Genomic DNA, 26,766 nt, shown 5'->3' on the forward strand with positions numbered 1-26,766 from the left:
AATTTGTCACTTCGAGTGATTTTCGATAGAAAATTTTATCGAGAAGTTTCGCTTGTTCTCGATACGCTTCGCACTCGAACTGACGCTAGTTAAAAAATGTTTTATTTTCCTTGTTCATTTTACGCAACAACGGACTGCAACGGTAACGGTCTTCGTGATACTCGTTGTACAATTCATCTAGTTTCGTTACACACCAATCAACGCCTTTTTCGTCTGCCCATGCTAATAAGCCTTTTGGATAATTAACACCTTTGGTCATAGCATTGTCTATATCTTCTGCTGATGCGATGTTTAAAAACAAAGCGTCTGCTGCTTCGTTGATTAACATTACTAGAACACGGTCGAAAATGGTTTGAGCCAATTCTTGATGAGATCCTGAATCAAGTTCAGGATGACAAGTATTTATAATTTTTCCATTTTGGTCGTAATCATAGTAACCTTTTCCTGTTTTTCTTCCTAAATAGCCTGCTTCACTTAAACGCTTTTGTGTGAAACTTGGCTTGTATCTTGGGTCGAAATAAAAGGCTGTAAATACGGTTTCTGTTACGGTGTAATTAACGTCGTTACCAATAAAATCCATTAATTCGAATGGTCCCATTCTGAAACCTCCCAATGTTTTTAAACTATGGTCAATGGTTTCAAAATCAGCAATGCCTTCTTCATAAATTCTTAAGGCTTCTCCGTAAAATGGTCGCGCTACACGGTTTACGATAAAACCAGGTGTATCCTTTGCAACAGCTACTGTTTTTTTCCAACTTTTTATAGTTTCAACAGATTTGTCTAAAACCGCTTTTGAGGTTTGCACTGCTGGAATAATCTCAACCAATTTCATTAATGGTGCTGGATTGAAAAAGTGAATTCCGATGCAACGTTCTGGTTTTTGCAAAGATGATGCTATGGATGCTATGGATAAACTCGATGTGTTTGAAGCGATAATACAATCATCCGCAACATAGCTTTCCAACTCTGAAAAGACTTTCTTCTTGATATCGATATTTTCGACGATAGCTTCAATCGTAAGATTTGAATCTGCTAATGCTTTTAGACTATCGACATACGTGATATTTGACTGAATTCTATTTTTTTCTTCAGCATCTATTCGACCTTTTTCAATGAGTCTATTTAATATTTTTTCAAGGCTTGCTTTAGCTTTATCTAAAGCCGCTTGGTTGGTATCGTATAATTTTACGGAACAACCTGCAGTTGCCGCTACTTGAGCGATACCGCTTCCCATTGTTCCTAAACCGATGATTCCTATGTTCATATTTGTTTTTTATTGAGATCCTGAAACAACACTTCGATGCTTCGACTGCGCTCAGCACAGGCTAGCTCAGTGTGACAGTTCAGGATGACAAATCATCCAAAGCGAAGATTTGTCAAATCTACATTTCCGCCAGAAATGATAATTCCGACATTCCTATTTTTAAATTCTTCTTTATTCTTTAAAACAGCTGCAAAAGCTACTGCGCTTGATGGCTCTACAACTATTTTCATTCGTTCCCAAATGAGTTGCATAGCCTCTTTAATTTCTTGTTCTTCAACTCTAATAATTTTATTTACCAAAGCTTTTATGATTGGAAAATTACAGTCGCCTAAATAGGTTTTTAGGCCATCTGCAATGGTATTTGTGCTTTCGTTTTTTTCAATTTTTCCTGATTTTAAAGAACGATACGCATCATCGACTTCCATTGGTTCTGCACCTATTATTTTGCAATTTGGTGCAAACTGATTAACAGCTAAAGCTGTACCTGCTAATAATCCACCACCTCCAACTGGGGTTATAACTACATTAAGATTAGGCTGCTCCTCTAACAACTCCATTGCTGCTGTCGCATTGCCGTATATGACTTCATCTTGATTAGATGGATGTAGAAATGAGGCTTTGGTTTCTTTCTGAATTTTATTGGCCGTGAACTCTCTCGCTTCGGCTGTGGATTCACATTCTATAATTTTTCCACCATAGGTTTTAACACCATTTTTTTTGGCTTTTGGTGCATTTTCTGGCATAACGATATATGCCTTAACACCAATTTTATTGGCTGCTAATGAAACAGCTTGAGCAAAATTACCTGAAGAATGTGTTACGACACCGTTTTGTCTTTCTTCATCTGTAAGCAATAAAATTGCGTTTGCTGCACCTCTCATTTTAAACGCTCCCATTTTTTGAAAATTCTCGCATTTAAAAAACACTTTACAACCTGCTATTTCATCTAACAATTGTGATGTTAACACAGGTGTTTTGTGAATAAATGGTTTTATTCTTTGATGGGTTTGTATGAGAAGTGCTTTATTCATAATTGGTGAGATCCTGAAACAACACTTCGACTGCGCTCAGTGTGACATTTCGAGATGACAAAACTTTATTTTCCTTTAAAAGTTGGTTTACGTTTTTCTACAAAAGCTGAAACGCCTTCTTCATAATCTTCAGTTTGAGCTGCTTCTATTTGTAATTTTGATTCTAATGCTAACTGCTCCTCTAAATTATTCGTCAAGGATTGATTAAAGGCTTCCTTGATTTTCCCTAAAGCTAATGTTGGCATATTAGCGAGTTTTAAGGCTAATTTATTTACTTCCTCTTCAAAACTTTCTAATGGCAACATTTTGTATATCATTCCCATTTTTTCAGCTTCATCGGCAGACACTTTATCTCCTAACATCGCTAATGCAGATGCTTTTTGAAAACCTATTAATCGTGGTAAAAAGAACGTTCCTGCGCTATCAGGTATCAAACCAATTAAACTAAACGCTTGAATAAAACTTACTTTTTCGTGAGCCACAACGATATCGCAAGCCAATGCGATGTTTGCTCCTGCACCAGCTGCCACACCATTTATCGCACCAATGATTGGTTTTTTAATATTTCTAATTCTTGTGATGATTGGATTGTAATGCTCTTCTAGAATTTTCTTGAATCCTGGGTTTAATTCCGGACTTGTTACTTCTTTTAAGTCTTGACCTGCGCAAAATGCTTTTCCGTTTCCGGTTAGCACGATTGCTCTTACTTCAGAATTACTTTCGCAATCGTCAAAAACTTGCTGTAGATTTAATGCCATTTCACGGTTGAAGCTATTAAAGACTTCTGGTCGGTTCAATGTGATGTAGGCTATGTTGTTTTCTATTTTTAGTTCTATTGAACTCATAATTTTATAATTATTAATCTTAATGAGATCCTGAAACAACACTTCGACTGCGCTCAGTGTGACAGTTCAGGATGACAACAAGTTGTCATTTCAAACATTTAAAATAATCAAAGGGTTCTTGGCAGTCCTCACACTGAAATTGTGCTTTGCAGGCTGTTGAACCAAATTGACTTACCATTTTTGTATTTTTACTTCCGCATTGCGGACATTTTACTAATTGTTTTCCTTCCAGTAACACGGATTTATCGGCTTCGGCATCTAATGGTGCTGCAATTCCGTAATCTTCTAGAGCTTTTCTGCCTCTTGGCGTAATCCAATCGGTTGTCCAAGCTGGATGTAAAATCAAATCTACTTCAGCTTTATAACCTGCTTTTTGCATTGCGCGTTTGATATCGTCTCCGATAACATCCATTGCAGGACAGCCACTGTAAGTTGGCGTGATTTCGATTTTTACAATGTCATTTTCGATAACAGCAGAACGTACCACTCCCATATCCATTATGGATAATACTGGGATTTCTGGATCTGAAATAGACTCTAGAATTGAAACCAGTTTTGGGTTGATATGCTCCTCCGTTGTTGTCATTATTTTTTCTTAAAACAGGAATTTTCACTAAAATGCTTCTCGATACAATTTGTTCATTCTTCACAAATCACTCGAAGTGACGTATACTTTATTTCTAAGATTCCTGCTTTCGCAGGAATTTGTTACCATTCCATATTTGGATAGGTGCGTTGCATATATTGTAAATCGGCCAGCAAGTAACCCATATGTTCGGTATGAATGCCTTGCTTTCCTCCTTTTTGAAAATATTTGCTTTCTGGAACGCTTAGCGTTGCTTCTTCTAAAACTGCATTTACTTCTTCGTAATAAGCGTCTTTTAATTTAGTGACATCTACTCCAACGCCTTCTGCAACCATAGCTTCATCGGCTTCAGTTTGATGAAATAATTCATCGGTATACGTCCATAAATCATTTATTGCGGTTTGAATACGACTATGACTTTCTTCGGTACCATCTCCTAATCGCTTAATCCAATCAGATGAGAAACGCTTGTGGTAACTCACTTCCTTGATGGATTTTTTTGCAATTGCAGACAGATTTAAATCGGTACTTTTTTCTAATTCGTTTAGCATTAAAAAATGATATACATCGAATAAGAATTGTCTTGCCATTGTGTACCCAAAATCGGTATTTGGCTGTTCTACCAATAAGACATTGAAGTATTCGCGTTCTTTACGAAGCATCGCGATATCATCTTCAGTTCTGCCATCTCCAGCTATCTTCGCTGCATATTGATAATAACTACGTACTTGTCCTAATAAATCCAGTGACATATTAGTGCACGCAATATCGGTTTCTAAACTTGGTCCGTGACCGCAAAGCTCTCCTAATCTCTGACCGAGAATTAGGCTGTTGTCTGCGATTCCCAGGATATAGTTGTATAGGTTTTTGTTTTTCATTTTTAATCAAATTGAGACCTTTCGACTGCGCTCAAGGTGACATTTAACATAAATAAAGAGATCCTGAAACGAGTTCAGGATGACAAAGCCTTGCTTTGTTACATATGTTTTACGTCGTCTGGTAAATCATAAAATGTTGGATGACGATACACCTTGTCTTGTGCAGGTTCAAATAATTCGCCATTATGCTCTGGGTTTGATGCTGTAATATGCTTACTTTCTACAACCCAAATGCTTACGCCTTCGTTACGTCTTGTGTAAACGTCTCTTGCGTTTTCTAAAGCCATTTCTGCATCTGCTGCGTGAAGACTTCCGAAATGACGATGTTCTAATCCGTTTTTACTTCTTACGAAAACCTCCCAAAGTGGCCAGTTCTTTTTATTAGACATTAGATATTAGATGTTAGATGTTAGACTTTTTCAGTATACATTTCTCATTTCTCGAGTCTAACCTTCTGATTATACTACTTGTTTGTTTTTTCTTTCTTGTTGTTTTTCTGCGTGAGCCATTGCTGCGTCTCTAACCCATTCGCCACGTTCCCAAGCGCCAACTCTTGCTTTCATTCGTGCTTTGTTCATTGGTCCGTGACCTTTTACGACTTGCCAGAATTCATCCCAATCAATTTCTCCGAAATCATAGCTCTGACGCTCTTCGTTCCATTTTAAATCTGGGTCTGGAATTGTTAATCCTAAAATATCAGCTTGTGGCACTGTTTGGTCAATAAACTGCTGACGTAACTCGTCATTGGTTTTTCGTTTCAATTTCCATTTCATTGATTGTTCGGTGTGAACTGACATATCATCAGTTGGACCTAACATCATTAAACTTGGCCACCACCAACGGTTAAGTGCATCTTGCGCCATTTCTTTTTGTTCCGGTGTTCCATTACAAAGCTTTAGCATAATTTCGTAACCTTGACGCTGGTGAAAACTTTCTTCTTTACACACGCGCACCATTGCTCTTGCATAAGGACCAAAAGAGGTACTGCAAAGTGGCACTTGATTGATAATGGCTGCACCATCTACCAACCAACCTATAGCTCCCATATCTGCCCAAGTTACTGTTGGGTAATTGAATATGGAAGAATATTTTGCCTTACCTGAATGCAATTGTTCGTATAACTCGTCTCGCGAGATTCCTAATGTTTCGCAAGCACTGTATAAGTATAATCCGTGGCCAGCTTCGTCTTGCACTTTTGCCAATAAGGCTACTTTACGACGTAAGGATGGCGCACGAGTAATCCAGTTTCCTTCTGGTAACATTCCTACAATTTCGGAATGTGCGTGCTGACTGATTTGCCTAATATGCGTTTGACGATATTTTTCTGGCATCCAGTCTTTAGGTTCAATTTTTTCGTCGCGAGCGATACGCTCTTCAAATTGCTCTTCTAGGTTTTTTATTTGTTCTTCACTCATTTCTTTTAGCTTTTGGCTATTAGCTTATTGCTTTTAGCTGGTGAAACTTAATTTTTCTTTTTCAATATATATTGAGATTCCAACCTAAGTAGGAATAACAAATCTTTATTTAAACGTCGAAATCGACCACTACTCTTTTAGTAGTTGGGACTGCTTGACAGCTTAATACATAGTTTTGTGCAACTTCATCTTCTTCTAGCGCATAGTTGATTTTCATTTCAACTTCACCTTCCATTACTTGACACTTACAGGTACTACAAACGCCTCCTTTGCACGCAAATGGTAAATCTGCTCCTGCTATAAGTGCTCCATCTAAAATATTATCATCGTCTTGCTGCATTGTAAAACGGAATTCTTTTCCGCCATCGATAACAACAACTTCGACACCATCAATTTTTTGTTCAGATAAACGCTCAACACGTTTTTTATCTTCTTCGGTTAGACCTTTTACAAATAATTCGAAATGAATTAAATCTTTTGGCAAACCGGCTTCAGCCAGATAATTACTCACGTAATTGACCATATCTTCTGGTCCACACAAAAACACTTCGCTTGTATCTGGAATATCAATGAATGTTTTGGTGAGCACTTTCATTTTTTCATCATCAAAACGACCATTGAACAACTCAATATCTCGCTTTTCTTTGGTTAGGAAATAATAGATTTCCAAGCGACCGAAATAGGCATTTCTTAATTGCTCTAACTCTTCCTTAAAGATAATGGATTTTGCTGTTCTATTGACATAAAACAACTTACAAGTTGAGTTTGGCTCTGCTGCCAAATGCGCTTTAATCATTGAAAGAATTGGTGTGATACCACTTCCTGCTGCAAAAAACAGATAGTTCTTAGCATTGTCTGCATTACAATCTACACCAAATGTTCCGCTAGGTGCCATAACATCTAGCTCGTCTCCTGCTTTTAAAGTGCTATTTATATAGGTTGAGAACTTCCCTCCTGGAATTTCTTTTACTGCCACTTTCCATTCGTTATCAAATGGACTAGAACATAACGAGTATGAACGACGCACATCTTCGCCATTAATTAGTGCCTTAAGCGTTAAATGTTGCCCTTGCGAGAATTTAAATTCGTCTTGCAACGCTTCAGGAATATCAAAAGTTACAACTGATGTATCTTTTGTTTCCTTGTAAATATCTTTTATTCTTAATTTATGAAAATCTGCCATTAACAGTTATAATCTAAACTTTAAAACTTTTTAAGCTTAACTCGAAAACGATTTCGAATTACCTACTAAAAAAACTAACAGTTGTTAGTTTGCTTGACAAATTTACAAAAAATTAATCGATTTTTTTGTTAATACCTTTAACAAGAACTGTACTTAACTCTTGTGATAATTTTTCTGGATTTAAATAGTCCTTTTTAGGAATCCACAAATACAAAGACCTTAAGGTTGATAAGACAGAAAACAACATGATCTCAATATTTTCGTCTATTATTTCGCCCTTTTTGACTCCATCTGCTATTATTTGCCTTAACTCTTCCTCGTAATTAGAGCGTAGTTCGAGATAATAATCTAATTTTTCTTCAAGATGCATCCAATCGTTATTTAAAGACGCCATACCAAACGTATTCTGGGAGGTAATATTAACATGCAATTTTACAACCTCTTCTATTTTTTGAATACTAGAAATGTCTGACTTTTGAATTAACTCTAAACCATGAGTAAACTCTTCTGCCAGTGAAATAATAATCTCTTTTAAGATTTCTTGTTTAGATTTTATATGATTGTACAAACTAGCTGCTTTCATTCCCATAGCAGACGCCAAATCGCGCATTGTTACTGCGCTGTAACCTTTTTCTTTGAAGAGTTTGGCTGCAGTTTTTATAATTTCGTCTTTACGTGTTTCGGTTTTCAATTTTAGGAAGTGATTAATTCAACGTAAATTTATAAAAAAGAAAACTATGGGATTTTTAGATTTTATTTTTGGAAGCAAGAAGCGACAAGTTGATGAATTTTTAGAAAATGGTGCTGTAATTCTTGATGTACGTAGCCAACGTGAATGGGATGCTGGTCACATTGAAAATGCTGTACATATTCCGCTAGACCAATTGAACAACAGAGTTGACGAAGTAAAAAAACTAAATAAACCAGTGGTAACTTGTTGTGCCAGTGGTGTGCGCTCTGCTAAAGCTGCTAAGTTTTTAAATTTGAATAATATTGAAGCTACTAATGGTGGTGGTTGGGTTTCCTTGAGTAATAAGTTATAGTTTAAGCGTGTTTAAACCCTCAAGACTTTCAACTGGTGTTTGATTATACTCTAGTTTCCAACCTAAGGAATTGGTAAGAATATAAAATTTAGAAAGTTCGCTTAATAATCTATTTTGTGCGTTAGACTTTAAATCTGAAGCTTCAATTTTCTTCATTAATTGTTTTCGCACTGTTTTTTTGATTTCGTTGTAGTCCTTAGCTTCAAAAGGATTGAGATAATCTGCTTGGATATCGTAATATTCAAAATCTGGACTTATTTTGATTTCCTCCTTTGGAATACTCAAAATTTGCAGTGTTTTTGTGGTTTCATCTACGTTATATTCAATTTTAGATAAATCATAAGCTACAGTTACATCTGCATTGACTACCACAATTGCTTTCTTTTCAACCTCTAACAAATCTCCAAAAATTCGCTTAGAATTATCGTATGTAAAAACCTCACTAAAATGGCCTTCGGTAACCACAAGTTTGCTAACGTTTTTTAACTGTTCTTGTATTAGGGCAGAGTTTTCCTTTAAAATAGTTTGTTCTTTTTTTCTATCTCCACAATATTTAAATGTGAAGAGAACAATCAACGTAATAATAACTCCGAATAAGATTTTTCGCATAAGCTAATTTAAAAAAATATACTTACTTAATTTCAAACTAGTTTTTAATAAAAAAAACACTAGTTTCTTTCTCATGATGAAAGCCTGACTAATGTTTAAGTTCTGGTTAATAGCATTACAAATGTATAGCACTTATTTAGAATTGAGATTACCAAATCCTTACTAGTATATTAAATCTATATTACACTGTTTAACTTCAACGGTTTTTTTTAAACATATATCGAACACTCAAGCTTTTCAACTTAAAAAAACACCTTATATCTTGAGAATATAGACAACTCATTACCTCAACTTATCTTTACACTAAGTATTAGAAATAAATACTATTTGTTTCCCCAAAACAAAAACCTACTTATGATGACTAGACTATTAACCATTCTTCTATTGTTTTTGGCTCCATTTATCCATGGTCAAAAATCAACATTATTAAAAAACATAAATTACCGAGCTAGTGAGTTGCATCACAGTCTAAATAAAACAGGAGACACCTTAATTTTAAGAGGAGAACGCAATATTGACAAAGTTGAGATTTTTAACAGTGATTTTCAGAAGGCTTACATTGTAAATAGTTTAGATACTAAAATATCTTTGGCTGATATTCCTGTTGGCAGATTTGTTACCGAAGTAAAGGTAAACGATAAGTTAATTATCATAACGCTTTTAAGACATGAAACTTTTGAAGAGAAGATTGAAACTACCGAAACAACAGAAATAGATACTGAAGAGCAGAATAGTATTTTTAGACAATCAACCTACGAAAACAAATCTGAAGGAAAATCTATAGCGTCCTCTGACGTTAAAGAAAAACTGGAAGAACCCACAAAAAAACCTGTAAGATTTTATTGGATTGTAAAACAAATTAATAAAGGCCACAGCTCTAGCAAAAAAATGCGAATTGGTGATAAGGAAGTTGTTGACAAAATGATTGCCCAACATAAAATAGATTTAAAATCTAAAGCGGGAAAACACAACAAATTAACAATTTGGGAAGTTTATGACACTTCAAAATTTTTACGTTTTAAAAGACAAAACCCAAATTACGCAACCTTAAAAAAAGCCGATTGTTTTAACACCAACCCTTTTTATGAATCTGAAGGGATCTAAAGTTTAAAATTCACTATTTTTTTAACTCTAACTTTTCAGCAAAATAATCACAGAAATCTTTCATTGTAGCTGTCATTTTTTCGTCTTGAGTAGCTCTCAAAAATGTATCGCTCATGGTTACTAAAGTCTGATGAAAAAACTGTTTCATTTCATCTACAGGCATATCTTTAGTCCATAAATCTATTTTTAATGTTTCTTGAGCATTACTATCCCAAACCGAGAGCATTATAGCTTTAGCTTCTTCATTTTTTACTCCACCATCTTCAGCAGACCAATTTAATTTTTCTGGCACTCTATTCTCGTCAAGTTCAACGTTTAATTCTATTTTAGATGTTATGGTTTTAGACATTATTTCTTTGGTTTAAATTTTGCTTTGTTAAAAATTTCTTCGGGTTCCTTTTTTAAAACAGTCAGTACATTTTCGTCCGTAGCTTCTGCATAAGCCCTAACAATTTGCCATCCCATATATTGCCCTAATCGTCCTGGCGATTCGTTATCTAACTCTAAATAAAACTTAGAATAAGGTGCATCTGCTATAAAACGACTTGGTAACTTACTATCGGTACTAAAAAGTAGTTCCTTCTCTATAAAATAGCTCCATATTGGACTCTCGTTGGCTTCTGCCCATTTTAGCTCTTGCTCTGTATACCCTATTTTTTCTTCATCAGACTTAAACGGGATCATAATATCTTTGAAATAAAGTAACTTTCCATGGTAAATCATTTCATCCAAAAGCGTCTTGCGATTAGACTGAAAAGCATACTTTTTAGCGTAAGCCTCCGCAACCTCAGGAATTATTTGGCCTCTACGCATGTTTTGTGCTAAGTATCTTGGTATATTTTGATAAAACTCATGATCTTCACCCAAAAAATTATCTAAAGCTACAAGTAATAGCGAGTCTGTAACAATAGTTTTATTTCTATAATCTACATCATTAGTTAGTGTAACTATACGAGGTACACTAAATGTTTTATCGTAATATTTTAAGTGTTGGAATAATCTTTCAAAATCAAAATCCACATCTTTAAAATCTCCGTAAGCCTTACCAACTTCTATCAGTAATTGATTTTGCAGTGTATCATTAATTCTTTCAATCCAAATCGAATCTGGCACATGCTTAGAAAACAAAAACGGATAAGCTTCCTTTAATTTTGGTAAGTCAGCTGGTTTTGCATCAGCGTAAGCCTTGTCAAACCGCTCAACGATAAAGTCTATGTTGATATTTGAAATTTCTTCTTCGAGTTTATTATCCTCATTACAAGATACCAAAGCCAAACTCAATATTAACAAAATGAAAATTCTCAACGACATTTTACGAAACATTTTTAATCCTAACACGTTTCCGTTATTTTTGTTGTGCAAAGGTACATTTCTTTGTTTTAAATTATAAATATTATGCAAACAGAAAAGGTTGTAGATTATATTGTAGATTGGTTAAAAGACTATGCAAATAATGCCAACGTAAATGGCTTTGTTGTTGGTATATCTGGCGGAATAGACTCTGCCGTAACCTCAACGCTCTGTGCTAAAACAGGCTTAGACCTTTTATGTATAGAAATGCCTATCCACCAAGCTACAAGCCATGTTACAAGAGCTCAAGAGCACATTGAGCAGTTAAAAAAACGTTTTTCAAATGTTAGCGATGCTCGAGTGGACTTAACTCCTGTTTTTGAAGAATTTAAAACCGAAGTAAGCCTTGATGGTAAACAAGCTACTGTAGATATGGCTTTAGCTAACACAAGAGCCAGATTGCGTATGACAACACTTTACTACTATGCTGGCTTACAAGGACGCCTTGTTGCAGGAACAGGAAACAAAGTTGAAGATTTCGGAGTTGGTTTCTACACTAAATATGGAGATGGAGGTGTAGATTTAAGCCCAATTGCAGATTTATTAAAGTCTGAAGTATACGATATTGGCGATTATCTCGGCGTACCAGAATCTATAATGAAAGCTGCGCCTAGTGATGGTTTATTTGGTGATGCCCGAAGCGATGAAGACCAAATTGGTGCTTCTTACCCAGAGCTAGAATGGGCGATGAAAATGAAAGACGAGGGTAAAACCATTAACGACTTTACAGGAAGAGAGAAAGAGGTTTTTAGTATTTTTATGAGTTATAACACCCGAAATCAACACAAAATGATTCCGATTCCAATTTGTGAAATTCCTAAAAATTTAAGATAATTATTACAGTTTATCGAATAATTTGCTAATCCTGCTTATTTTTTAACTATCTTTACTAAGCCATCACTCCGTTAAGAATCTTGACTTAGTAATATTGTTATTACACTGATTAACCCTAACCAAACCAAAATCAATTGTCATGATACGTATTTTGATTGTTGACAATCACCCTATTGTAAGAACAGGTCTTGAACTATTCTTAAACAGTAAGCCCGATTTAAAAGTTGTAGGTAAGCTAAGTAGTGGTATAGAAATTTTTGAATTTGTAAGACGTCATGAAGTTGATGTAATTATATCAGAAATTGATTTACCAGAACTGAACGGTATTACCGCATTAAGGGCCATTAAAAAAGAAAACCAGTCGGTTAATGTGCTAATTTTTAGTCATCAGCCCGAAGAAATCTATGCTATTAGTACACTAAAAGCAGGAGCCTCTGGCTACTTAAACAAAACTGCCGATGTTGAAGCCATAGAAGCTGCTGTTAGAAAAATACATGGTGGTGAAGTGTCTCTAAGTGAAAAAATGGATAAGCATTTGCGCTATGAAGATACTCGAAAGAGCAGAAGCCGTATGTTTAAAAAGCTCTCTACCAGAGAGGTTGAAGTTTTAAAACTTTTGTCCATAGGACGAAAAAACAAGGAAATTGCGGAAGAGCTAGATATTAACGAAAAAACTGTAAGTACTTACAAGGCCAGACTTTTTAAGAAACTTAACGTAAATAATATTGTAGACTTAATTCATCAGGCTAAGCATCATAACTTAACTTAGCATATAGTATAGAACAATTAATTAACTTATTACCTTACCTAATTTAAGAGAAAGCAATTTCTTGAGATTACTATAATCCCTTACATCTTCTAGGATAGATTTAGTATTAACACCTTCTCTTATAATATCATGTTTATACTCATCAACCTTTAAATCAATCAGGTGACATCGTAAGCTCAGTATAGTTTGACTCACTAATTGCGATATAGAATGCTCCTTTTCTTTAGGTACAATATGGTTTCGTTCCCAATCGTGAAGGTTATATTTTTCATCTTCCATTAAAATACTGGTAACCTCGGTTGCGTGTTTCTGATCTAATTGATTTATAAAATCTTTAGTTGAAAAATTTTCATCTTGGTTTAATCTGTCTATAATAGCATAGTACAACTCCCTAAATTTTTCATTAGAAAACATCATTTCATCTTCCTGAAGGTCTAAATATATTTTTTCAAATACACGAGCCTCATGCATTGCTGGCTCTAAAATTAAATCACCAGATGCTTCATCTTCTTTTAAGATTAAATCTTCAAACTGTTCTACTCTATCTCCATACAGCATCAAGATTTCTATAATCTTTCGCTCTAATTCGTACTGTACATCTACCCTTGGCTTTTTTTGCTGCTCACTCTTTACAACTTCAAAAGCTCTTTGCTCTTGCTTATATTGTTTGTTGGCCTCCTGAGCTTCCTTTTTACCAATCTGTGCTAAGGTAGTAAAAAGCACACTCTCACTAATATCCATAATAGAGGCACACTCTCTTACATAGATTTCACGCTTAATGGCATCAGGAATTTTAGCAATACTATTTACAATATCTCTAATGGTTTCAGCTTTTTTAATAGGATCGTTATTGGCTTCTTTTACTAAAAGTGATGCCTTAAACTGAATAAAATCCTTAGCATTTTCATTGAGATACTCGGTAAGCTCTTCTAAGGTGTTAGACTTTGCAAAACTGTCTGGGTCTTCACCATCTGGAAAGGTACAGACCTTTACATTCATACCTTGTTCCAAGATTAAATCTATACCACGAATAGAGGCTCTTATACCAGCCGCATCACCATCAAAAAGCACTGTGATGTTATTGGTCAACCTATTAATGAGCCGTATTTGCTGAGAGGTTAAAGCGGTACCAGAAGATGACACCACATTTTTTACTCCGGTTTGGTAAAACTGAATAACATCTGTGTAACCTTCTACCAAAAAGCAATTGTCTTCTTTTGAAATGGTTTGCTTTGCAAAATACAATCCGTAAAGCACATTACTTTTATGGTAAATATCGCTCTCTGGAGAGTTTAGGTACTTTGCAGCTTTTTTGTCGTTGGTTAGGATACGACCACCAAAACCAAGCACTCTCCCGCTCATACTATGAATAGGAAACATCACACGACCTTTAAATCTATCGAAACGACGCTCATCCTTTACTATGGTAAGCCCAGTTTTTTCTAAAAACTCTAGCTTGTAACCTTTACCCAAAGCATCATCTGTAAAGGCTTGCCATTCGTCTAAGGAATAACCGAGTTGAAACTTTTTAATCGTATCCTCGGTAAAACCACGCTCTTTAAAGTAGCTCTTACCAATGGCTTGTCCTTGATCTGTTTTTTGTAAAACTTTTTGAAAATACTCATTAGCGTACTCACTTACCAAATACAAACTTTCTTTGGCATTGGCCTGCTCCTTTTCCTCATCTGTACGCTCGGTTTCTTCAATCTCTATATTGTACTTTTTAGCTAAGTAGCGTATGGCTTCTGGATAGGTAAAATGCTCATGCTCCATTAAAAAGGTGATAGCATTACCACCTTTGCCAGTTGAGAAATCTTTCCAGATTTGTTTTACTGGAGAGACCATAAAGCTTGGAGTACGCTCCTCACTGAATGGACTGAGACCTTTAAAGTTGCTACCTGCTTTTTTTAACTGTACAAAATCTCCAATAACCTCCTCTACGCGAGCAGTTTCAAAAACTTGAGATATGGAATTTTGTGAGATCATGTAACTTCCTGTGAGATTAGGAATCCTTTAAACTTTTTAATAATGACAAGCGTGTAAAATTAATACAATCTATTTGTTTAAAAAAAGCTAGCAGAAAGTTATTTCAGATTGAATTTGATAACTAGCCAAAAACTTCTCTTATTTGGATAATGATTATATTTATTATTATATAACGGGTTGTGGTGCATTTAAGCAACCATTTCGAAACAAAGAACATTAAGTGAAAGCTGAAATAATAAATCAACCATACTCTGGCAAATTTGAAGAACGAATTTATGACGTAGAATGCGTGTGGAATTCCCAATCTTGGACTTGTATTAAGTTTACGGACGAAAGCGGAATAACAAAAGTCGGACAATTTCGTGGATTTCCTAAAGATGTAAAAGTATCTAAGCAGAAAAACGAAATTTTTGTTTTGACTTCTGATTGTGCATTTCGTTTGGATTCGCTTGAATTGAATGTTATCGAATCGGAAAAACAAGCTGATTATGGAAACTTGGAAGTAACACCAAATGGAACTTTTATCCTTTCTGAATATAGCGACATTTATAAATTGGAAAATTCACTTTCTGATATGCAAATTATCAAAAGTCCCTTTGAAATGGATATGATAGAATTTAAAAGCTGGAACGGAAATATATTGGAATTTGAATGCACCGAAATTGCCAATTACGAAAGAAATGAATTGATGGAATTAAATACAAATGATTGGACAATAAAAATAAAAAAAACGACACCACAACAACGTGCATAACTCATTACAGATGAATTCCCTCATGAATTCTTCGTAAATTTTCACAAACAAAACGATAATATCAATTCAAAAAACTCAATTTCTTTTTTCGGCTTTTTAACTTTAAAGACTGAAACTTTTTTGAATATTAAACAACTCATCAAGACAATTCAACAATTCAGAGCTATATAGTTTTTACTCTTAGCATATTAATAGAAATTTGCAACTGTAAAAATATTGGTAGCTTGTTCTACTATAAGCAAATGACATCATGAAAAAAAACATATTTAGAGTCGTCTTGTTGGTTGGTACCATAATTTCCCTATTCTACGTGCCATGGATTTTAGTTTGGGCCTGGATTTTACCCTTACCAAACACCGTACAAGAACAAGTAGACGAAACCTTATCTCATGGTTTTGAAGGCATGATTGTTTACGTAGACCAAGCCGGCAAACCTCCTGCATTTTATACTGGTGGCTGGAAAGACAGAGAAAACAAAATACCTGCAGACCCTAAGTCTTTATTTAAAATTGCGAGTATAAGTAAACTCTACACTGCAGTTTCTATTGCTAAACTCGATAAAGCCAATGAATTGTCGTTAGATGACACACTTGCAGATTACTTTCCGGAATTGGTTGGTAGAATTGAAAACGCAGAGACCATTACTCTAAAAATGATGGTGCAGCATCGAAGTGGTATTCCAAATTTCACAGATAATCCTGCGTATTGGGAAGACGAACAAGAAAATGGTAAAAGGGCGCTTGACTTTGCCTTGGATTTGCCAGCAAGTTTTAAACCAGATAAAGGCTACGAATACTCTAACACCAACTACCTGCTACTTCGTAGAATTATTGATAAGGTTTTAGGCTATAGCCACGAACAGTACATCAAAGAAACCATATTGCGTCCACTAAATCTTAAAAACACGTTTTTTTCTCTTAAAGAAGTTAACTTAGACGATGTAATGAGTGGCTATTATGTTGGTATAGACCAAGATTTTAAAACCAATGAATATGGCATGTTGGCTACCGCAGAAGATGTTGGCACATTCTTACGCGCTCTAAACGATGGTTCTGTTTTTAATGAAGGAGAACGAGACATCTATGCGTCTATTTATGAGTTTGAACATGGTGGATTGGTACCTGGTTACCAAAGCCTTGCCGAATACCATGAAGATATAGACACTGTGGTTATACAGTTTTTAAACACTACAGATTTTAATGGCTACGAATGGAATTTATCTGAGATTTCGATTAATCGTATTGTTAAGATCATTAAGAACCAAAAATAATTGCTTTAAAACGATTTTGAATCTGTAAAGGTACAGCATAACTCATCTTTATAGGTTATGCCCCAAGCCACAAAAAGGTACTGAATAGCACATCATTAGGATTGTATATACTTACTTTTTTGGTTAGGTTTGTATATATAACTGTTGTGCACAAGCTGAAAAATGAGCTGGTATTCAAAAATCAAATCGAAAATTGAAAAGAATGACGATTCACCTGAATTAAAACGAGGTCAGGTGAAACAGATTTTGATTTCAGAAATTGGTAAAGCATTACCTGAATTTGACTTTTTAGAATATAGAAATGGCTGTTACACTTTCGAGAATGTTCAAGTAATCAATGGTCGAAATGTGTATGAACATCTACATATAACATTTGCTTTAAAAGACAGGAATTTTAGCTGTTCTGTAGCCTCAAGAATTAATAAGAACTATTTAAGGTCTAACAGCTACAACACAGGACTAATTAATAGACATATCAACTTAATTGTCCTGAAAAAAGGGACTGGAGTAATACCTGTTGAAGAAGCCTATTACTTTCACAACGGACGAGTAAAAACCACAAAGAAAATTATTGAACAAATAGTTAAGGACTTTAAAAAATTCGGAAAAACGTTTCTTCAAAAACAAGCGAATCAATTTAAGAAGAGTGACCTTTTAAAATGTGGATTTAGTTTTGTTGAAAAACTTGAAATTGATAAGGCGGAACTGAATGACCAACTGGAAAAGGATTTGAATTCTGGTGGACATTTAATATCGAATATAAAAAACGAAACATATTTAAAGCTGAAATCGGAATTACAAAATGTAAAAGGAATTGAAAGAGATACGCGAAAAAACATTCCAAAATTAACTTATGAACTATTGGAATATTACGCTAATGTAAAATAAAAGCCAGTGCACAACAATGTATAACTGAAATTACGGCGGATTCGACTACGTCCGAATCCACTCGGAATTGCTAACGCCAGTTCTAAACCGAAAATTATTAACTTTAAATCCGTAACTGACAGTTATACGAGCCGTTGTACGCAATTCTGACCCGTCCGGAAATAAGGCTACATAATTTTAATAATTATGTACAAAAATGACAAAGTAATTAGACGTTACAGTGAATCGTTTAAATTGAAAATTTTAGACGAACTTACCACGGGAAAACTCAACAAGAACCAATTAGGAAAACTCTACGGAATAAACCCTACTACCATTAATGAATGGATTAGGAAATATGAACGTAAAGACCTCATGAACACCAGAATTAAAGTGGAAACAAAAGATGAAATAACACGTATCAAAGAGCTGCAAAAGAAAATAGAACAGCTGAAAAAACTATTGCTCAAGAAAGATCTTGATGCTATGGTTGAAGAATCCTACCTAGAAGTGGCTGCTGAGAAACTAGGCTATAAGAGTGTCATTGAACTCAAAAAAAAACTAAATACCAAGCCTTAATCAAAGCTAAAATCAAGTGTAATGGATTTGCTTCACTCACTACTATTTGTGCTTGTTTTGGACTCAAAAGAGATGCCTCTTATAAATACCAAGCTAGAGAAATAAAACGTCTGGAACTGGAAAGGCAAGTTATTCAAATTGTAAAAAAGCGACGCAAATCCTTACCTAGAGAAGGGGTTCGTAAAATGATAAGATCATTAGATATTGAGTTTGATAAAGCCAATATCAAAATGGGAAGAGATACACTGTTCAATGTGCTTAGAGCTCATAATATGCTGACCTTACGCAAAAAATATAGTGCTAGAACAACGAATTCTTTGCACAGGTTCCGTAAGTACAAAAACATAGCTAAAGATGTAAGTGTAACAAAACCTAATCAGATTTGGGTAAGCGATATTACCTACATCAGAACCTTAAAAGGATTTTGTTATCTGGCTTTGATTACCGATGCCTATTCAAGAAAAATAGTAGGTTACGACCTAAGTGATAGCTTAGAACTCAGCGGTTGTGTCAGGGCCTTAAATAAAGCTTTATATCAGGCAAAAAACATAGACGGACTCATCCATCATTCGGACAGGGGCATACAATATTGCAGCAATGTATACACCCAGATACTGAAAAGAAAACACATTGCTATAAGCATGACAGAAGAAAATCATTGCTACGAAAACGCTATGGCTGAACGTGTAAACGGTATCTTAAAAGACGAATTTTATCTGGATCAAACTTTTATGAATACAGCTCACGCTAAGAGAGCTACAAAAAATGCAATTAAACTATACAATGAAGTAAGATTACACTTATCTTTAAATTTTAAAACACCAAATATGGTATACAAATTAACTGCTTAAAATCAAGTTTAACCTGTAGCCATATTTCAGGACGAGACATTCAAAATTCAAACAAGATTTTTAGACCATTAAGGAGCTTTTGCTGTTTAAGACAAAAAAATCCCTCACTACAACCACCACTTTACTCAACCAAAGACATTAATAACTCAAGCCTATTTTATATCTTTAACCAAACGCTTTAGTTTAGAGGTAAACAAAACCTAGATTTTATGAAAACACAAACATTAACACAGAGCAACACATTCAAAACTTTTGGTTTTGCATTGGTTTTTATGATGACATTATTTACGTTTAATACCACCTTTGGTCAAACTAATGAGACTACACAAGAGCGTACCATAACCGGTCTCGTATCTAACGAAGAAGGCCCTTTACCTGGTGCTAACATTACATTAGATGGTACCAGAGTTGGCGCTGTAACAGATGATGAGGGTAAATTTACATTTCCAAAGAAATTAAAAACTGGTGATGTACTGGTCTTTAGCTATCTTGGTTACGAAACCCAAAAGGTATCTATAACAGACAAAACAAGCTTTATTACTTTAGAGCTTACACCAGATATGGTAGAAATGATTGGTGCTGTAGACACCAACAAACCTTACAAGTCTAAACGCAAAAAGAATTAAGTGTAAGTTTTGCAAAAAACGCTTCTATTATTACTACTGCTTTTTTTAAGTTTATGTAGGCTTAATGCTCAAATAGCAGACTTTGACCATATAGATTTTAAAAAAGCAGATAGTATTGCCTTATCATTAAAAGGTGAGAACCTTACAAATCTACCTGAACTTTCTTTTAAACTTACCAGTACGTTAAACACAGATGTAGAAAAGTTTAGAGCTATTTATAAGTGGGTTTGCGATAATATTGCTAATGATTATTCGCTTTACCTAAAAAACGACCGACAACGACAACGTTTTAAAGATGATAGCCTAAAGCTTGATGCCTGGAATACAAAATTTAGAACTAAGCTTTTTAGTAGGCTACTTAAGAAAAAACGAACTATTTGTACAGGTTATGCTTATTTGGTAAAAACTTTAGCTGATTTTGCCAATCTGGAATGTGAGATTGTACAAGGTTTTGGGCGTGTAAGCACCACAAATATTGAAACTTTAGATTTACCCAACCACTCATGGAATGCTGTAAAACTTAATGACAAATGGTATTTGTGTGATCCTACTTGGGCTAGTGGTATTCCAAATCCTAAGACCAATAAATTTAGTTTTCAATATAATGATGGCTTCTTTTTGGCAAACCCAAAACTATTTGCTGTAAATCATTTTCCTGTTGATGAGCGTTGGTGGCTTTTAGATGATAATGAGATTCCTACATTTGATACTTTTTTAAAAGCGCCAGTATTGTATGGTAATGCCTATAAAAATCTAGAGTTGCATAATGCGCCTCAGCAAATGCATCATACTATAAAGCCACATCAAAAAGTGGTGTTTAAGTATCAATTAAAAAACAACACAAAGCCAGAAAATGTAAAACTTGGTTTTGACAACGGTTTTAGCACCTGGAAAGACCAACCCACTTCAATTTCTATAAATGATAAATCTCTAGAGTTGGAACATCAGTTTAACCAAACTGGTTTTTATGATGTGCATCTGTATATCGATGATGATTTAATATCAACTTACACCGTTGACGTTAAAAAATAGACTCGTTCTTCTTTACATTATCAATAATAAATTAGTGTTAAGCTTTTTCCTTTCAACTTCACTTTCACTAAATTCGTTATTTAGACACTTATAAGTGTCGTTAACGCACAGAAAAGGCAAGAATGGATAAGAAGTTATTAATGGTAATAAATGAGCAGAAATCTGCTATTAAAGTACCTATGATTTTAAAAGAGGAATCTCAACGTTTTACCAAATTACTCTTTAAAGCTTTTTTTGATAGCGACACTAATACCGAAGAGGCATTTACTGTTTTAGAGCCTCTATTTATAGCTTTAAGAGATATTGCCTGCCCAAAAACCAAAGGTAAACCTTGCAAACGCTGGACTGACTTTCTAACTAATATTCCAGATTTGTATTGCAGTTTAAAAAAAGATGCTGAAGCTATTCTTAATAACGATCCTGCTGCAAAATCGCTCGAAGAAATCTATATGGCTTATCCTGGCTTTTTTGCTATTTCTATCTATAGAATGGCAAGAATTTTTCACAACTTAAAGCTCCCTATAATTCCTAGGTTAATGACTGAATATGCGCATCAAATAACAGGTATAGACATTCATCCTGGAGCAACCATAGGCAATTCTTTTTTTATAGATCATGGTACAGGTGTTGTCATTGGTGAAACCACAGAAATACACGATAATGTAAAGATATATCAAGGTGTTACCTTAGGTGCATTAATCGTAAGGAAACAAGATCAGTTTACGAAACGTCACCCAACAATAAAAAATAATGTAACGATTTACGCTAATGCAACAATCCTTGGAGGTGATACTGTTATTGGCGAAAATAGCGTTATTGGTGGCAATACTTGGCTAACAACCTCAGTACCGAAAAACTCTACAGTAATCCACAATCATAAAGTTGAAATTTACTCTAAAAAAACACAAGCTAAATGAACAAGACCTTAATTGATAGAATAGGAAATACTCCTCTTGTAAAATCCATTGCTTTAAATACTAACCCTAATGTGAGTCTTTATTTTAAGCTAGAAGGTAATAATCCTGGTGGCAGTGTTAAGGATAGAGCTGCCCACAACATGATTAAAACTGCCTTGGAAGCTAAGCGAATAAACAAATCTTCAAAATTAATTGAAGCCACAAGCGGAAATACAGGTATTGCCCTTGCTATGATTGCTGCTATCTACGGATTAGACATAGAACTTGTTATGCCAGAGACAGCAACAAAGGAACGTGTGCAAACCATGAAAGCTTATGGAGCTAAAGTAACTTTACATCCTGATGGTATAGAAGGTGCTCGCGATTATGCCATAGACAAGGTTGAAAATGAAGGTTACTTTTCATTTAATCAGTTTGAAAATAATGACAACTGGAAAGCGCATTATAAATCTACGGGTCTAGAAATTTGGAGAGATACTGGAGGTACTGTGACGCATTTTGTATCTGCAATGGGAACTACTGGTACAATTATGGGCACATCAACATATTTAAAGGAGCAAAATAAAGCTGTTGAAATTGTTGGTGTGCAACCAACTGATAACTCTAAAATACCTGGTATTAGAAAATGGCCAGAAGCTTATTTACCTAAAATTTTTGATGCTTCTAAAGTAGATCGTGTTATAGAGGTTAGCCAAGAAGAAGCTGTTGCAATGACACGCAGATTAGCAAAAGAAGAAGGTATTTTAGCTGGTATGAGTAGTGGCGGAGCTACAACTGCCACTTTAAAACTCGCTAACGAGTTAGAAAGCGGTGTTATAGTTAGTATTATCTGTGATCGTGGAGATCGGTATTTGTCTTCAGATTTATTTCTCTAAGATTATAACATCTTTAAGGTATTAATCTCTTGTTCTGTAAGATGCTTCCAATGTCCTCTAGGAATGTCTTTTTTGGTTAAGTGACCTATGGCTACGCAATCTATCTTTACTAAATCGTACTTAAAGGTTTCAAAAATAGTTCTTAAGATTGAGTTTCCTGTATTTTTTATTTTTACACCAATTTTATTCTTAGACTCACCTTCGATGTAGCTGATTTCCTCCACGGTAATTAAATTACCATCCACATTAAAACCTTCTTGTATCTTTTTTAAGTCCTCAAACTTTAAGTTTTTATCTAACTCTACCTGAAATAATCGTGCAACGCCATTCTTAGAATTGGTGAATTTCTGTACCACCTTGTCATCATTAGTAAATAATAACAAACCCAGTGAATTTCTGCCCAAACGACCTATTGGTCTAATATTAGCATTGGTAGCATTAGCCACTAGATCCATTACTGTTCTACCTTTACCTTCTGCCGTAGTTGTTGCAAACCCTTTTGGTTTATTTAGTAGCACATATACCTTAGGTTCTGGCGCAATACGCTGACCATCAAAACGCACATCGTCTGTACGTTTTACTTTATAACCCATTTCGGTTACAACCTTTCCGTTTACCGTTACCAAGCCAATGGCTATATTTTCATCAGCTTCTCTACGCGAACAAATACCAGAATTGGCTATGTATTTGTTTAAGCGTATTTCGTCTGGGTTTGATGCTGTTTTTGGTTTTGATTTCTTTTTGAAAGGAGCATTACCTCTCGCAAAACTTTTAGATTTGCTGTTAGCTTGTCCTCTTCCCGAAGTTTTTCCTTTTCCTTTGCTATCTTGATGTCTGCTCATATTAAAATTTTTGGCAAAGGTATAACATTAGTTAATACGAACTATTAATTTCTATAGTTGTTTGTTGCGACAATAAAAACATTACAAGCGATTTAAAACCACAGAAACATCTATGAGTAAAATGGAAAACACACCAACTACAATAATAAATTTTAAAATATTGTGAAGAATCAAGTAATGTGTTTTTTTATTAGACTTCCAAAGAATGAATAAAAAAAGAAAAAGTAACACTATACTTAGATAAAAGAAATAGTACATGTGACCTATTTTAAAAAACAAAACGAGCACAATACCAGAAATTATAGTTAATAAAGCTAAAACAGTAAGCATAATTTTAGAAGTCCGCTCACCATGTACTACCGGAACTGTTTTATAATTTAAAGCCAAATCTCCTTTAATATTTTCTAAATCCTTGGTTAACTCTCGCATAGAAATTAACAAGAATAAGAATATAGCATGAGCAAAAATCACCAATTCAAAGTTTTGGTAATAAATAAATATTACAAAGAATGGTGTTACAGCAAGGATGGCAGACACCAAATTACCTGTCATTGGCTGTTTTTTGAATCTATGAGAATACAACCAAATCGCAAAAATGTAAAGTGCAAAAAATAGTACAGCCTTAAATGAAACATAACTTGCAAAAACCACTGCTAAGAAATTCAAAACAAAGTAAAATGACAACTTTGTATTTTGACTTACCAAGCGATCTAACATGGTTTTTCTTGGTCTATTGATTAAATCTTTTTCAGAATCATAAAAGTTATTGATAATGTAGCCTGCTGCAATTGTTGCTGATGATGCTAAAACTAACATTAACAAGTTAACATCAAATAGTACTTCTTTTAAAGGCTTATCGTGCGCAAAAATGTAAATTGATGCTAAGTATTGTGCAATAACTACAACCAAAATATTGTAACCACGCACTACCGAAAACAGGCTGAAGAATTTTAACAGAATATGTTTCTGCCTTCTTGATAGCATTATTAAAAATTACTTTTTAGAAGTAATAGCTTTAACTACTTTGTAGCATAACCAAGCCAAGAACACAAAAAAAGCAATTAATAATAATTGCCATATTAATATTTCTTCACCTGATTTTATTAAATAACTCATATTATTAAAAATTATAAACAACTTCTAATTTCTGACCTTGTAAAGCTGCTTTTGCTCTTTCTATATCTTCCGTAAAACCTAAGATGTAGCCACCACCTCCAGAGCCACATAGTTTAAGGTAATAGTCATTGGTTTCGATACCTTTTTTCCATAATTCATGGAATTGATTAGGTATCATAGGCTTAAAATTATTTAATACAATTTTAGAAAGCTGCTTTGTATTTCTGAATAATGATTTAATGTCACCTTTTAGGAAATCATCAACGCATGCATCTGTGTGTTTAATAAACTGCTCCTTTAGCATACTGCGGAATCCTTCATTCTTCATGTTTTCCATAAAAATACTAACCATAGGTGCTGTTTCGCCAACAATACCACTATCTAATAAAAATACAGCTCCTTTACCTTCTGTACTTTGAGATGGTATGCCTGTTGCCTCAATATTATCTTTAGAGTTGATTAATATTGGTAGACTTAAGTAACTGTTTAAAGGATCTAATCCTGAAGATTTACCATGAAAGAACGATTCCATTTCAGAAAAAATAACTTTCAACCTTAATAGTTTTTCGCGCGTAAGGTTTTCTAAAACGGTAATTTTTTCGGTAGCATACTTATCATAAATAGCCGCTACTAAAGCTCCACTACTTCCTACACCATAGCCTTGAGGTATGGATGAATCGAAGTACATACCTGAATCAACATCTTCCTTAAGCTTTTCTATATCAAAAGACACTAAATCTTTATCTAAATTTGCTAAATAAGATGCAAAACGTTTTAGACTTTCGTTAGATTTAATAGCTTCTTCAGATGGATTTTCGTCAACCTTTAGAGCGCCATTATAAAAATTATAAGGTATAGATAATCCCTTAGAATCTTTAATGATTCCATACTCTCCGAAGAGTAAAATTTTTGAATAGAAAAGGGGTCCTTTCATCGTGCTTTAAACAATTTCTTTTAACAAATATACGGATTAATATGCTATTTGGTTTGCAATCAACACCTAAGCTAGATTAATTTTCAATTAATTGTGCGCCTTTACCTACAAAATCTGTAATAAAATGACCGTTTTGACAATAATCAGCCAATTCTTTATTTATAAATTTTAGCACACTTTCTTTTTCATTTTCAGGATATAATACATGTACGTTAGCACCTGCATCTAAAGTAAAACATACATTAGAATTATTTTCTTCTCTATACTTCCAGATTTTATTAATTATCTCTAGCGTATTAGGCTTCATTAAAATAAAATAAGGCATACTCGTCATCATCATTGCATGAAGCGTTAAAGCCTCACTTTCAACAATTTTCACAAAGCCTTGCAAATCACCAGAAGCTAAAACTGCCTTAAGTTTTGCTAAATTATCGTGCGCTTGTGCAAAACGTTGCTGTGCAAAAGGATGACCAAACATTAATTTATGACCAACTGTACTGCTCACTTGCTTTTCTCCCTTATCAACTAAAAGTATAGTATCTTGATAATTATTGAAGTTAGAATGCACTTCACCTTCAAATTTAATTCCATATAAATCTGAACTTTCTGCACTCTCATTTTGTCCCCAAACTACCAACTCTCCTTCGATACTTCTACAAGCACTACCAGAGCCTAATCTGGCTAAAAACGATGCTTTTCTTTTAAAGTAGTTCTTTTCAGAAGACCTTTCGACTGCGCTCAAGGTGACACCTTCCTTTAATTTTTGTTCAATACTCATTAAACACAACGCCAATGCACTCATACCTGATGCAGAAGACGCAATACCAGAACTGTGTGGAAAAGTATTAGAAGTTTCTATCTTAAAATGATAATCTCTTAAAAAAGGTACATATTCTTCAATACGTTCAAAAAAAGTTTGAATTTTTGGTTTGAAGGCTTCGTTTTGCTCTCCTTCAAAATACACATCAAAACTAAAATCTGATGTCACCTTGAGCGCAGTCGAAAGGTCTTTTTTAGTGTAAGTAAGCTTTGTAATGGTCTTACAGTTAGATAGTGTAAAGCTTATTGATGGATTCTCTGGAATTTGATTTTCCTTTTTTCCCCAATATTTTATTAATGCAATATTACTTGGTGATTCCCATTTTACTGAGCCACTTTCTACACTTGAATTATAATTTTTAAGGATAAAATCTTCAGCTATCATAA

At 34.4% G+C, this 26,766-nt stretch carries 30 protein-coding genes; 13 read left to right on the forward strand and 17 right to left on the reverse strand.

Annotation, left to right across the window (positions count from 1 at the left end; genetic code table 11):
• Nucleotides 1-85 precede the first annotated feature (85 nt).
• The 9 genes from V1468_RS01875 to V1468_RS01915 all read right to left on the reverse strand — a co-directional run bounded on the left by V1468_RS01875 (nt 86) and on the right by V1468_RS01915 (nt 7,893).
• Nucleotides 86-1,264: a 3-hydroxyacyl-CoA dehydrogenase NAD-binding domain-containing protein gene (locus tag V1468_RS01875; protein WP_331808558.1), complete on the reverse strand. Its 1,179-nt coding sequence runs from the start codon at nt 1,262-1,264 to the stop codon at nt 86-88.
• Nucleotides 1,265-1,356: 92 nt separating this feature from the next.
• Entirely contained in the window at nt 1,357-2,295 is a 939-nt protein-coding gene (locus V1468_RS01880) for a pyridoxal-phosphate dependent enzyme (protein ID WP_331808559.1), read from the reverse strand.
• Nucleotides 2,296-2,360: 65 nt separating this feature from the next.
• A complete protein-coding gene (locus V1468_RS01885) occupies nt 2,361-3,140 on the reverse strand; it encodes an enoyl-CoA hydratase-related protein (protein WP_331808560.1) in 780 nt (259 codons plus the stop codon).
• An 85-nt stretch (nt 3,141-3,225) separates the two neighbouring features.
• Nucleotides 3,226-3,726 (reverse strand): 1,2-phenylacetyl-CoA epoxidase subunit PaaD, encoded by a 501-nt coding sequence (paaD, locus tag V1468_RS01890; RefSeq protein WP_331808561.1) that lies wholly within the window; start codon nt 3,724-3,726, stop codon nt 3,226-3,228.
• 122 nt (nt 3,727-3,848) lie between these two features.
• A complete protein-coding gene (gene paaC, locus V1468_RS01895; RefSeq protein ID WP_331808562.1) occupies nt 3,849-4,604 on the reverse strand; it encodes a 1,2-phenylacetyl-CoA epoxidase subunit PaaC in 756 nt (251 codons plus the stop codon).
• Between the two features lie 98 nt (nt 4,605-4,702).
• The gene (paaB, locus tag V1468_RS01900) at nt 4,703-4,993 is read right to left on the reverse strand and encodes a 1,2-phenylacetyl-CoA epoxidase subunit PaaB (RefSeq protein ID WP_076620128.1); all 291 of its coding nucleotides are present in this window, start codon (nt 4,991-4,993) and stop codon (nt 4,703-4,705) included.
• 69 nt (nt 4,994-5,062) lie between these two features.
• Nucleotides 5,063-6,019 (reverse strand): 1,2-phenylacetyl-CoA epoxidase subunit PaaA, encoded by a 957-nt coding sequence (gene paaA / locus V1468_RS01905; protein ID WP_331808563.1) that lies wholly within the window; start codon nt 6,017-6,019, stop codon nt 5,063-5,065.
• Nucleotides 6,020-6,128: 109 nt separating this feature from the next.
• Nucleotides 6,129-7,202, reverse strand: coding sequence for a 1,2-phenylacetyl-CoA epoxidase subunit PaaE (gene paaE, locus V1468_RS01910; RefSeq protein ID WP_331808564.1), 1,074 nt, complete (start codon nt 7,200-7,202; stop codon nt 6,129-6,131).
• A 112-nt stretch (nt 7,203-7,314) separates the two neighbouring features.
• On the reverse strand, nt 7,315-7,893 hold the full coding sequence (locus tag V1468_RS01915) for a TetR/AcrR family transcriptional regulator (protein ID WP_331808565.1): 579 nt from the start codon (nt 7,891-7,893) through the stop codon (nt 7,315-7,317).
• A 46-nt stretch (nt 7,894-7,939) separates the two neighbouring features.
• Between V1468_RS01915 and V1468_RS01920 the strand changes: the two genes are divergently transcribed.
• The gene (locus V1468_RS01920) at nt 7,940-8,245 is read left to right on the forward strand and encodes a rhodanese-like domain-containing protein (protein WP_331808566.1); all 306 of its coding nucleotides are present in this window, start codon (nt 7,940-7,942) and stop codon (nt 8,243-8,245) included.
• Here the strand turns inward: V1468_RS01920 and V1468_RS01925 are convergent.
• On the reverse strand, nt 8,240-8,854 hold the full coding sequence (locus V1468_RS01925) for a DUF4230 domain-containing protein (protein ID WP_331808567.1): 615 nt from the start codon (nt 8,852-8,854) through the stop codon (nt 8,240-8,242). The genes V1468_RS01920 and V1468_RS01925 overlap by 6 nt on opposite strands.
• Before the next feature lie 354 nt (nt 8,855-9,208).
• On the opposite strand from V1468_RS01925, the gene V1468_RS01930 reads away from it, so the two are divergent.
• The gene (locus V1468_RS01930) at nt 9,209-9,958 is read left to right on the forward strand and encodes a hypothetical protein (RefSeq protein ID WP_331808568.1); all 750 of its coding nucleotides are present in this window, start codon (nt 9,209-9,211) and stop codon (nt 9,956-9,958) included.
• Between the two features lie 13 nt (nt 9,959-9,971).
• On the opposite strand, the gene gldC is transcribed toward V1468_RS01930, so the two are convergent.
• Nucleotides 9,972-10,307 (reverse strand): gliding motility protein GldC, encoded by a 336-nt coding sequence (gldC, locus tag V1468_RS01935; protein ID WP_331808569.1) that lies wholly within the window; start codon nt 10,305-10,307, stop codon nt 9,972-9,974.
• Complete coding sequence (gene gldB, locus V1468_RS01940; protein ID WP_331808570.1) at nt 10,307-11,269, reverse strand: gliding motility lipoprotein GldB; 963 nt, start codon at nt 11,267-11,269, stop codon at nt 10,307-10,309. Before gldB ends, gldC begins: the two co-directional genes overlap by 1 nt.
• 84 nt (nt 11,270-11,353) lie before the next feature.
• On the opposite strand from gldB, the gene nadE reads away from it, so the two are divergent.
• A complete protein-coding gene (nadE, locus tag V1468_RS01945) occupies nt 11,354-12,142 on the forward strand; it encodes an NAD(+) synthase (protein WP_331808571.1) in 789 nt (262 codons plus the stop codon).
• 139 nt (nt 12,143-12,281) lie between these two features.
• Nucleotides 12,282-12,911 carry a response regulator transcription factor gene (locus tag V1468_RS01950; RefSeq protein ID WP_331808572.1) on the forward strand — a complete coding sequence of 210 codons (630 nt, stop codon included), beginning with the start codon at nt 12,282-12,284 and terminating at the stop codon, nt 12,909-12,911.
• A 21-nt stretch (nt 12,912-12,932) separates the two neighbouring features.
• Here the strand turns inward: V1468_RS01950 and dnaG are convergent, their stop codons facing one another.
• Complete coding sequence (dnaG, locus tag V1468_RS01955; RefSeq protein ID WP_331808573.1) at nt 12,933-14,897, reverse strand: DNA primase; 1,965 nt, start codon at nt 14,895-14,897, stop codon at nt 12,933-12,935.
• Nucleotides 14,898-15,117: 220 nt separating this feature from the next.
• Here dnaG and V1468_RS01960 point away from each other — a divergent pair, with 220 nt between their 5' ends.
• From V1468_RS01960 to cysM, 9 genes are all read left to right on the forward strand, one after another.
• Nucleotides 15,118-15,651, forward strand: a complete 534-nt coding sequence (locus tag V1468_RS01960; protein ID WP_331808574.1) for a hypothetical protein — start codon at nt 15,118-15,120, stop codon at nt 15,649-15,651.
• A gap of 250 nt (nt 15,652-15,901) precedes the next feature.
• A complete protein-coding gene (locus V1468_RS01965) occupies nt 15,902-16,921 on the forward strand; it encodes a serine hydrolase domain-containing protein (RefSeq protein ID WP_331808575.1) in 1,020 nt (339 codons plus the stop codon).
• A gap of 162 nt (nt 16,922-17,083) precedes the next feature.
• A complete protein-coding gene (locus V1468_RS01970) occupies nt 17,084-17,809 on the forward strand; it encodes a hypothetical protein (protein ID WP_331808576.1) in 726 nt (241 codons plus the stop codon).
• 186 nt (nt 17,810-17,995) lie between these two features.
• Complete coding sequence (locus V1468_RS01975) at nt 17,996-18,367, forward strand: transposase (RefSeq protein ID WP_331808577.1); 372 nt, start codon at nt 17,996-17,998, stop codon at nt 18,365-18,367.
• A gap of 44 nt (nt 18,368-18,411) precedes the next feature.
• Complete coding sequence (locus tag V1468_RS01980; RefSeq protein WP_331809338.1) at nt 18,412-19,218, forward strand: IS3 family transposase; 807 nt, start codon at nt 18,412-18,414, stop codon at nt 19,216-19,218.
• A 209-nt stretch (nt 19,219-19,427) separates the two neighbouring features.
• Entirely contained in the window at nt 19,428-19,844 is a 417-nt protein-coding gene (locus V1468_RS01985) for a carboxypeptidase-like regulatory domain-containing protein (protein WP_331808578.1), read from the forward strand.
• A 9-nt stretch (nt 19,845-19,853) separates the two neighbouring features.
• Nucleotides 19,854-20,876 (forward strand): transglutaminase domain-containing protein, encoded by a 1,023-nt coding sequence (locus tag V1468_RS01990; protein WP_331808579.1) that lies wholly within the window; start codon nt 19,854-19,856, stop codon nt 20,874-20,876.
• A gap of 122 nt (nt 20,877-20,998) precedes the next feature.
• Nucleotides 20,999-21,793, forward strand: coding sequence for a serine O-acetyltransferase EpsC (epsC, locus tag V1468_RS01995; RefSeq protein WP_331808580.1), 795 nt, complete (start codon nt 20,999-21,001; stop codon nt 21,791-21,793).
• A complete protein-coding gene (gene cysM, locus V1468_RS02000) occupies nt 21,790-22,668 on the forward strand; it encodes a cysteine synthase CysM (RefSeq protein WP_331808581.1) in 879 nt (292 codons plus the stop codon). Before epsC ends, cysM begins: the two co-directional genes overlap by 4 nt.
• Nucleotides 22,669-22,670: 2 nt before the next feature.
• Here the strand turns inward: cysM and V1468_RS02005 are convergent, their stop codons facing one another.
• From V1468_RS02005 to V1468_RS02020, 4 genes are all read right to left on the reverse strand, one after another.
• Nucleotides 22,671-23,510, reverse strand: a complete 840-nt coding sequence (locus V1468_RS02005; RefSeq protein ID WP_331808582.1) for a pseudouridine synthase — start codon at nt 23,508-23,510, stop codon at nt 22,671-22,673.
• Nucleotides 23,511-23,591: 81 nt separating this feature from the next.
• Nucleotides 23,592-24,494 (reverse strand): geranylgeranylglycerol-phosphate geranylgeranyltransferase, encoded by a 903-nt coding sequence (locus tag V1468_RS02010; RefSeq protein ID WP_331808583.1) that lies wholly within the window; start codon nt 24,492-24,494, stop codon nt 23,592-23,594.
• 136 nt (nt 24,495-24,630) lie between these two features.
• A complete protein-coding gene (locus tag V1468_RS02015; protein WP_331808584.1) occupies nt 24,631-25,560 on the reverse strand; it encodes a mevalonate kinase family protein in 930 nt (309 codons plus the stop codon).
• A gap of 76 nt (nt 25,561-25,636) precedes the next feature.
• Nucleotides 25,637-26,764: a diphosphomevalonate/mevalonate 3,5-bisphosphate decarboxylase family protein gene (locus V1468_RS02020; RefSeq protein ID WP_331808585.1), complete on the reverse strand. Its 1,128-nt coding sequence runs from the start codon at nt 26,762-26,764 to the stop codon at nt 25,637-25,639.
• Between the last annotated feature and the right edge of the window lie 2 nt (nt 26,765-26,766).

This window comes from Winogradskyella poriferorum (genome assembly GCF_036553625.1).
GTDB classification, from domain to species: Bacteria; Bacteroidota; Bacteroidia; order Flavobacteriales; family Flavobacteriaceae; genus Winogradskyella; species Winogradskyella poriferorum.

What these genes read in the sequence shown, in the direction of transcription:
- paaC (WP_331808562.1), bottom strand. Translation starts at nt 4,604, where the DNA reads ATGAAAAACAAAAACCTATACAACTATATCCTGGGAATCGCAGACAAC.
- paaB (WP_076620128.1), bottom strand. Translation starts at nt 4,993, where the DNA reads ATGTCTAATAAAAAGAACTGGCCACTTTGGGAGGTTTTCGTAAGAAGT.
- V1468_RS01930 (WP_331808568.1), top strand. Translation starts at nt 9,209, where the DNA reads ATGATGACTAGACTATTAACCATTCTTCTATTGTTTTTGGCTCCATTT.
- gldC (WP_331808569.1), bottom strand. Translation starts at nt 10,307, where the DNA reads ATGTCTAAAACCATAACATCTAAAATAGAATTAAACGTTGAACTTGAC.
- V1468_RS01875 (WP_331808558.1), bottom strand. Translation starts at nt 1,264, where the DNA reads ATGAACATAGGAATCATCGGTTTAGGAACAATGGGAAGCGGTATCGCT.
- V1468_RS01950 (WP_331808572.1), top strand. Translation starts at nt 12,282, where the DNA reads ATGATACGTATTTTGATTGTTGACAATCACCCTATTGTAAGAACAGGT.
- V1468_RS02015 (WP_331808584.1), bottom strand. Translation starts at nt 25,560, where the DNA reads ATGAAAGGACCCCTTTTCTATTCAAAAATTTTACTCTTCGGAGAGTAT.
- V1468_RS01885 (WP_331808560.1), bottom strand. Translation starts at nt 3,140, where the DNA reads ATGAGTTCAATAGAACTAAAAATAGAAAACAACATAGCCTACATCACA.
- V1468_RS02010 (WP_331808583.1), bottom strand. Translation starts at nt 24,494, where the DNA reads ATGCTATCAAGAAGGCAGAAACATATTCTGTTAAAATTCTTCAGCCTG.
- V1468_RS01970 (WP_331808576.1), top strand. Translation starts at nt 17,084, where the DNA reads ATGAGCTGGTATTCAAAAATCAAATCGAAAATTGAAAAGAATGACGAT.
- V1468_RS02020 (WP_331808585.1), bottom strand. Translation starts at nt 26,764, where the DNA reads ATGATAGCTGAAGATTTTATCCTTAAAAATTATAATTCAAGTGTAGAA.
- V1468_RS01925 (WP_331808567.1), bottom strand. Translation starts at nt 8,854, where the DNA reads ATGCGAAAAATCTTATTCGGAGTTATTATTACGTTGATTGTTCTCTTC.
- gldB (WP_331808570.1), bottom strand. Translation starts at nt 11,269, where the DNA reads ATGTCGTTGAGAATTTTCATTTTGTTAATATTGAGTTTGGCTTTGGTA.
- cysM (WP_331808581.1), top strand. Translation starts at nt 21,790, where the DNA reads ATGAACAAGACCTTAATTGATAGAATAGGAAATACTCCTCTTGTAAAA.
- epsC (WP_331808580.1), top strand. Translation starts at nt 20,999, where the DNA reads ATGGATAAGAAGTTATTAATGGTAATAAATGAGCAGAAATCTGCTATT.
- dnaG (WP_331808573.1), bottom strand. Translation starts at nt 14,897, where the DNA reads ATGATCTCACAAAATTCCATATCTCAAGTTTTTGAAACTGCTCGCGTA.
- nadE (WP_331808571.1), top strand. Translation starts at nt 11,354, where the DNA reads ATGCAAACAGAAAAGGTTGTAGATTATATTGTAGATTGGTTAAAAGAC.
- V1468_RS01975 (WP_331808577.1), top strand. Translation starts at nt 17,996, where the DNA reads ATGTACAAAAATGACAAAGTAATTAGACGTTACAGTGAATCGTTTAAA.
- V1468_RS02005 (WP_331808582.1), bottom strand. Translation starts at nt 23,510, where the DNA reads ATGAGCAGACATCAAGATAGCAAAGGAAAAGGAAAAACTTCGGGAAGA.
- V1468_RS01920 (WP_331808566.1), top strand. Translation starts at nt 7,940, where the DNA reads ATGGGATTTTTAGATTTTATTTTTGGAAGCAAGAAGCGACAAGTTGAT.
- V1468_RS01985 (WP_331808578.1), top strand. Translation starts at nt 19,428, where the DNA reads ATGAAAACACAAACATTAACACAGAGCAACACATTCAAAACTTTTGGT.
- V1468_RS01965 (WP_331808575.1), top strand. Translation starts at nt 15,902, where the DNA reads ATGAAAAAAAACATATTTAGAGTCGTCTTGTTGGTTGGTACCATAATT.
- V1468_RS01880 (WP_331808559.1), bottom strand. Translation starts at nt 2,295, where the DNA reads ATGAATAAAGCACTTCTCATACAAACCCATCAAAGAATAAAACCATTT.
- paaA (WP_331808563.1), bottom strand. Translation starts at nt 6,019, where the DNA reads ATGAGTGAAGAACAAATAAAAAACCTAGAAGAGCAATTTGAAGAGCGT.
- paaE (WP_331808564.1), bottom strand. Translation starts at nt 7,202, where the DNA reads ATGGCAGATTTTCATAAATTAAGAATAAAAGATATTTACAAGGAAACA.
- paaD (WP_331808561.1), bottom strand. Translation starts at nt 3,726, where the DNA reads ATGACAACAACGGAGGAGCATATCAACCCAAAACTGGTTTCAATTCTA.